Origin of the sequence: Sphingomonas sp. Leaf20 (assembly GCF_001421535.1) — a bacterium.
Classification (GTDB): domain Bacteria; phylum Pseudomonadota; class Alphaproteobacteria; order Sphingomonadales; family Sphingomonadaceae; genus Sphingomonas.
Genome location: NZ_LMKN01000007.1, coordinates 1 through 2,919, shown reverse-complemented (window position 1 = coordinate 2,919; position 2,919 = coordinate 1). Strand labels below are relative to the sequence as shown.

The window sequence follows — 2,919 nt, the reverse complement described above, 5'->3', positions numbered from 1 at the left end:
CCAACGAGGCAAGGCACTAGCGCGGAGTATTCGACGCGGCCGATCGCCAGCACTTCGAGCGCGAAGACCGCGCCTGCGATCGGCGTGCCGAAGACCGCGCCGAACCCGGCTGCGATCCCCGTCTTCAACAGGATGCGCGTGCCGCCCGCATCGAGGTGGAGCGCGCGGCCGAAACCGCTGGCAAGGCTTCCGCCTAATTGGACGGCGGTGCCTTCACGTCCGGCCGAGCCACCGAAAAGATGCGTCACCACTGTGCCGAAGAAGATGAGCGGCGCCATCCGCAGCGGCACACCGCCGCCCGGCTCGTGGATCTGCTCGACGATCAGGTTGTTGCCGCCCTCCACGAGCGCCCGGTGAGATGGTAGAGCAATCCGACCACGAACCCGCCCACCGGCAGCAGATAGAGCAGCCAGGGCGATGCGAACCGCAGTCGCGTAACGGTATCGAGGCTCAACAGGAACGCCGCACATAGCGTCCCGACGAGTGCCGCCATGGGCAGCAGGATCAGCGCCCAGCGCAGGACAGAGATCGCATGGTCGTGACGATCGCGCACGAATGCCGCGACGTTCAGCGTGTCGACCAGATTGCGAAAGGTAGCGCGCACAATTCCTCCTTGCTGCCTGACGGCGCCAAGTAGGAATCATCAGCTCTTATCAGAGCGGTTCGGCCAAATTGCCCGGCAGAAATCCATTGCCGAGGTCGATCTATGAGACGTTGGCCCCAACCGTCAATGGGCATGTTGGTCGGGCAAATGCTCGGACCGGCCGGTCGTTAGCGTCTATCTGAGCCCGTTATATGTACCGACTCCGGTTACGTTGCATGCGGGACCAATCGGTTTCGGCCCGCGCGTCGTTCTCGGGCTGCGTCGCAAGGAGCTATACCGCACGAAAGCCGCCGATGCGCTGCTGGAGCTGATCGGCTCGCAGCGCGGTTGGCGTCGCTGCGCTACGAGCGTGCCGTCCAGATGCCGACGAGCGCGGCCAGCGACACGAGCATGAGAAACCCGTTCATCACCACGAGCAACGCCGCGGGCAGGCGCTTTATGTCCGGTCGTGGCGGCGGGGCGCCGGCACCCATCTCTCGCCACACCGCGGCGACGAAGCAAAAGGCGCTGAACAGGATCAGCATCGTCCCGGTCGCCGTCGCCAGCCACGGGAACACGACGTCCTTGAGCAGCGCGCGCGCGCCGATCCCGGAAGCGAGCGCCGCCAGGCCGGTACGCACCCAGGCGGCATAGGTGCGTTCGCCGGCGAGGATTGTGCGGTCTGCAGCAAGCTCCGTGCGACGATCAGCGCTGTCCACCTGCTGGACTGCGCTGTCCTTTAGCGAGCTCGCGCTCTCCGCGAGCTTCGCATGGGCCCGATCGGCGTTGTGCGGCGCGTCCATCAGCCAGCGGTGACGGTGATGCGATGCCAAGCCGTCGAGAGATAGCCGGCGAAGTTCCAGATCGCTTCGGGCCGTTCGGGCTGCATCTGCCCGGCACCGTCGACGGCGCGCACGACCAGGACGTGGAGCCCGGGCGAGAGATCGACCGTGACGTGCCACTGCGTCCAGCTCCAGGGTGAATCCGGTTGGCTGGTCAGTTCCGCCTGCAGCCAGTCGGTGCCGTCATTGACGGAGACCTCGACGCGCGAGACCGCTCGGCCGAAGGCGACCGCATAGCCCGCGATTTCGCATGCGCCGGCGCCGATATGCGCGCCGTCCACGGGGGCGCAGATCGCGGCGTTGAGCGGCATCTCCTCGATCGTCAGGCCCCGGTCCCAATTCGCGTCCTCCTTCGCTACCGACGCCGGAAAGAGCTTGTAGTCCTTGGCCTGGATCGGCGCATCGGACGGGCGATCGCGCACCTCGATGCGCGTCAGCCACTTGGCGCTACGAACGCCCGCATACCGGAAAGAGCTTGTAGTCCTTGGCCTGGATCGGCGCATCGGACGGGCGATCGCGCACCTCGATGCGCGTCAGCCACTTGGCGCTACGAACGCCCGCATAGCCCGGCACGACGAGCCGCAGCGGTGCGCCATGTTCGGGGGCCAGCACCTCGCCGTTCATGCCCCAGGCGATGAGCACGTCCGGCTCTAGCGCCTTGGCGATCGAGATCGAGGCACCGAACGGCGCCGTCTCACCATCGACATCCACGTCGTCGGCCCCCGTAGTGCCGACGAACGACGCGCCATCTTGGATGCCGGCCGCGGCGAGTACGTCGCACAGTGCGACGCCGGTCCAAGCCGCATTGCCGATCGCGCCCACGTCCCAGGGATCGCCCGAAGTCTTTTCCACGTCTTGAAGATGTGCCCGACGATTGCCGGCGCACTGCATGGTCGCGAGCCGCATTGCCGATCGCGCCCACGTCCCAGGGATCGCCCGAAGTCTTTTCCACGTCTTGAAGATGTGCCCGACGATTGCCGGCGCACTGCATGGTCGCGGTCACTGTCCGGGTCGCAAATGCCGTTTGAAGTTCGGCGACCGTGTAGGAGCGCGGGCGGTCGACCAAGCCGTCCAGCGCTATACGATGATCGTCGGCCAGCTCCGGCGTAGGTCCGTGACTGCGGATGTAGAAATTCGCCTGCGGCGTCAGGAAGGACGTGATCAGTTTATCCGGAGGCGTTTCCGCATTGAGCGGCTCCGGACAGCGGAGGATTAGATTCTGTTCGGCGCGATCGGATGCGGTCATGCAAGCGGCCTACCATGATGAAATCAATAGCGAAATTGATCTTTTGGCTGGACGATGTCACCCAGACTCTTTCGATAGCCTATCCCTTTCTAGACGGGGGGAGCGATCGCCATGCCGTCGCGCAAGAGGCGCCGAGTGCAAGACAGCCTTTCCCGTAGATCGACTCAATGTGGCTGAGCTTGCTACGACGGCCCGTAGATCGACTCAATGTGGCTGAGCTTGCTACGACGCCACCACCACGGCTCCCC

General features: G+C 65.1%; 3 protein-coding genes, 2 pseudogenes and 1 riboswitch. All 5 genes and pseudogenes read right to left on the bottom strand.

Features of this window, described 5'->3' with window-relative positions; genetic code table 11:
• Positions 1–604 (bottom strand): annotated as a pseudogene (locus tag ASE72_RS08275) (chloride channel protein); the annotation flags it as partial.
• A gap of 23 nt (positions 605–627) precedes the next feature.
• Positions 628–704, bottom strand: a riboswitch (Fluoride riboswitch).
• A 241-nt stretch (positions 705–945) separates the two neighbouring features.
• Positions 946–1,386, bottom strand: coding sequence for a YidH family protein (locus ASE72_RS08270; protein ID WP_056019523.1), 441 nt, complete (start codon positions 1,384–1,386; stop codon positions 946–948).
• A complete protein-coding gene (locus ASE72_RS20855; protein ID WP_056019520.1) occupies positions 1,386–1,847 on the bottom strand; it encodes a hypothetical protein in 462 nt (153 codons plus the stop codon). Before ASE72_RS20855 ends, ASE72_RS08270 begins: the two co-directional genes overlap by 1 nt.
• Before the next feature lie 25 nt (positions 1,848–1,872).
• Complete coding sequence (locus ASE72_RS21040) at positions 1,873–2,331, bottom strand: molybdopterin-dependent oxidoreductase (protein WP_056019517.1); 459 nt, start codon at positions 2,329–2,331, stop codon at positions 1,873–1,875.
• 145 nt (positions 2,332–2,476) lie between these two features.
• Positions 2,477–2,671, bottom strand: a pseudogene (locus tag ASE72_RS21035) (hypothetical protein); the annotation flags it as partial.
• Between the last annotated feature and the right edge of the window lie 248 nt (positions 2,672–2,919).

Excerpts from the sequence above, each read along its gene's own strand:
- ASE72_RS08270 (WP_056019523.1), bottom strand. The coding sequence starts at position 1,386 with ATGGACGCGCCGCACAACGCCGATCGGGCCCATGCGAAGCTCGCGGAG.
- ASE72_RS21040 (WP_056019517.1), bottom strand. The coding sequence starts at position 2,331 with ATGCGGCTCGCGACCATGCAGTGCGCCGGCAATCGTCGGGCACATCTT.